This window comes from Sulfolobus sp. B1, from assembly GCF_007050195.1.
GTDB lineage: Archaea > Thermoproteota > Thermoprotei_A > Sulfolobales > Sulfolobaceae > Saccharolobus.
In genome coordinates this window covers 1-3371 of record NZ_QIMI01000151.1, presented here as the reverse complement: position 1 = coordinate 3371, position 3371 = coordinate 1, and the positions used below count along the sequence as shown (strand labels likewise).

The 3371-nt window shown below is 37.8% G+C and carries 4 protein-coding genes; 1 reads left to right on the top strand and 3 read right to left on the bottom strand.

The genetic code is table 11. The features are described from left to right. Positions 1-268 precede the first annotated feature (268 nt). Entirely contained in the window at positions 269-460 is a 192-nt protein-coding gene (locus DMP16_RS08640) for a hypothetical protein (protein WP_069281634.1), read from the top strand. Positions 461-723: 263 nt separating this feature from the next. Here DMP16_RS08640 and DMP16_RS08635 read toward each other — a convergent pair whose 3' ends face one another. The 3 genes from DMP16_RS08635 to DMP16_RS08625 all read right to left on the bottom strand — a co-directional run. Next, the gene (locus tag DMP16_RS08635) at positions 724-2142 is read right to left on the bottom strand and encodes a hypothetical protein (protein WP_069281632.1); all 1419 of its coding nucleotides are present in this window, start codon (positions 2140-2142) and stop codon (positions 724-726) included. Between the two features lie 52 nt (positions 2143-2194). Then, positions 2195-2395, bottom strand: a complete 201-nt coding sequence (locus DMP16_RS08630) for a hypothetical protein (RefSeq protein WP_143577106.1) — start codon at positions 2393-2395, stop codon at positions 2195-2197. 405 nt (positions 2396-2800) lie between these two features. Further along, a partial coding sequence (locus tag DMP16_RS08625) for an SDR family NAD(P)-dependent oxidoreductase (protein WP_143577105.1) occupies positions 2801-3371 on the bottom strand: 571 nt, incomplete at its 5' end.

Genomic DNA, 3371 nt, shown 5'->3' with positions numbered 1-3371 from the left:
ATGGGATATAGAAGAGGCTGTAAGATAACTACTTATAAAAAATATTACAATTGCAAGCACTATTAGTACAACTCCAATTATCAATAAAGTCTTGTTCATGTGTTTTAATCTGATTTTAATCTGATGTAAATGCATAAAAAGTTTGTCAAAATAATTTAATTCAGACTTGATAGAAAATTACTTTTACAAAGTGAGGAAAGCTTGTGTATGGATAACAATTTGGTTGATATGAATTGAATTTTCTTTACTGTGGAAAAGTATTTTTAGAGTGAGGGCGAGAATAGGTTTGATTTCCCAAATTGTCCTTTTAAGCCTAGGTTTCACTCCTTGTATTAGCCTTTTACTTGCTGGGCTAAAGGACTTTACTACCTCACTTGCTTTTCACAAGTTACCTAGCGTTAATTATGAGCTTAAGCTTGATATTAAGGATAGGGATTATTTGCTCGTTGATGAGGGATAATGATGAGATGGGTTGTTAGGTATTACGAGTCTGGTTGTATTCTTGATGCCTTAGGAGTGGTTTCCACGTCTACGTGATGTTAAATTAAGCTGGAAAATTGGAGGGATAAAGTTACACGATAAGGCATAAAGGCAGAGGTAGTTAGGTATAAGAACGCTTTAAAGTGTATAGCCCAAGGTGAGAACAGCTGGAGCAAACTACTTGAATGCCTTCAAGAAGAGTAGTATGATAAAAGGCTACGAGTTCCCAGACATATAAGGAGGCTAACCTAATTTACTTGTCACACACCCCTTCGTAGCATCATACCAATATTCTAATGGCTCATTGCTAATAATAGTCTCAGCTAAGCATTCATCAACATAACTTAACAACCTATACTCCCTAATCTTATTCAAGAAATCCCTGACCTCGTTTACAACATTCCTAGCTTCTTCAGCATAAGGCTTAGCCTCCTCAAACACCCTCTGCCAGTCCTCATACCATGTCACTAAAACATTTATTATAGCACTAGCAACAGTAGCTGAAAGACCAAAAACTGAAATGAGCTCCGCCTCAGCCCTACTAGCACCACCCACTAGCGATTTACTAATCTGAAGAGCATTAGAAACACCCAATTCTTGAGCATAAGCTTGAATACCGGCATCGGTGTAATCTGTAGGAGGCTTCACATAGGCTAAACCTAAAAAGTCACCCACCATTTGGCCTTTATACACTAGGCCTGCTAAACCTAACCTCTTACAGCCACTAGGGCATATAATTGAGGAAAATATTGGAGCCCCAATTATTGACTCATTATATGTAGTATCACTGACTAAATAATTACAGTATTCTTGAGGTTTACCAACTAAAAAGAACTCACAGAAGTCCTTCATAACACTAGCAGGGAACAGAACAAATCCAAACGAGTATGGAATCTGTAAAGGTATACCTAAAGAGCTCTCCAGCTGAGAGACTATCTTCGTTAGTATCATAAAATATGGGAAAGGCGGCTTCGTTGAAAAAGACCTAAGAATCGCTTGTAACGGGTCAGTAGTGTAATGTCCACCAGACTCGTAGACCAGATTTCCAGGAACTTCGATAAAGTCCTTCCGTAAATCAGTAAACTGTGCTACATAGTTCATTATTACTCCAGCACCTACGCCACTAGTAGATTGTATCCATTCCATTATCCAACCTAATACTGGGGTTTGACATCCTTCTAACTGGCTAGGTTGATACCACGTACCCGATATCCTTATCCCCCTCACTTGTAACACTACAATATTAGATGGTGAGTCCCTTATCTCCTTGAAGAGCCTACTACCCGATTCAGAGCTTAAGACGAACTCAGTACCCCCTTGATAAGCATGTAACGCCCTATCCTGTATCCAATAGTTAGACTTCCCTCCTATATAATAGTAATTCCCCTCAGCCGTCCTTATTATTATCCCATGCCTTAATATCTGAAAAATGTTTGTAGTACTAGTGGACACTCTACCAGAGACTGTTAAAGCCGGGTATACCTCATATTTAGCCTCACTTTCTAATACTTTCTTTAATCCTCTCCCAGTACAAACACCTTGATCTCTTATTGTGGTATAGTCTAGGGTAAATTGTATCATTGCACCTAGGGCTGATACATCACTCGCAGATATAGGTAATGGGGGATTCGAGGTGCTTTCCAAACCCCTTCTCCCTCCCATACTATTTTTCCTTCTAAATTAAAAGTTTTATGTAATAATAACAACTCACCACTCACAATTTCATCAACCTCAAAATAGCGTCTTGGACAACCTTGTATCTGTTCACCACATTAACCCATAACGTCCTAGCTAGACATCTATCCTCCCATAATATAAGGTCAGTCTCCTCTACATTATATAGAGAGTCAAGAAAAGTGCATAAGAATGCAACTAATAAACTATAACGTAAACTGGCGTATAATATGTTATCCAAAAGAGCAAGAAAAGTTACTAAAAACATAAGTATAAAGACGAAAACTGAGGCAAAAGGCACCAACTGAAAAAAGTGAGTTTAAGGATTCTTCTAAATTTGAACCAGCTTTTAGGAAGAGACATTGCTTAACCTTAAAGCGTGAATGTTTGAAGTGACGGGAGTGGAAATCGCTCTATTGTTGACTCCTTAAATTTATAACTTAAAGTACTTTACAATGAGCCAGCACGGTATTCCATTCGACTTCTCTATATCGTCTTCTACTGATTTCTCTTTAAACCACCTTCTCTATTGCCTTCTCCAAGGTGTAGTAGTATCTTCCATAAAGTGGTAAGATGACTCTACAATTTTTGGCTAAGGCAAGTAAGCCTAGAAATAAACAAAGATAGGACTATAGCTAAGCATATGTTAAGCAAAGTATTTGCTTATAAAACCATAAGTCAAACTCTGAAATAGGTTACTTAATTTTAGGAAATAAGGATCAAGTTTAAGCTTAGAAGGAACATATATTTCCCTCTTTCCAGTCTTTATAGCCTTTAAAACTGCCCTAGCAACATGCTCCGGCTCTACTGCGTATTTAGCAAAAGGATCGCTTCCTGCCTTCTTAAAGGACGGATGGGAAGAGAAATTAGTCTTCACTGGACCAGGGTAGATCCCACTAACCTTAACGTTATACTTTCTCATCTCAGCCCATAAACCATTTGTTATACTACTTAACGCTGATTTAGTAGCTGAGTAAACTAAAAGCTTAGGAGTACTTACGTAAGCGGCCTCAGAAATAATATTAACTATACTGCCACTTCTTCTCGATACCATGTGAGGAAGAACAGCCTTCATGAAGTATATCGGACCTAACAAATTCGTCTTAATCATATACTCTTCTTCACTTAAATCTGTTTCTAAAAAAGAACCATAGATTCCGAATCCTGCATTATTTACCAGTACGTCTATCTTCCCAAATTTAGATAATACATTCTTC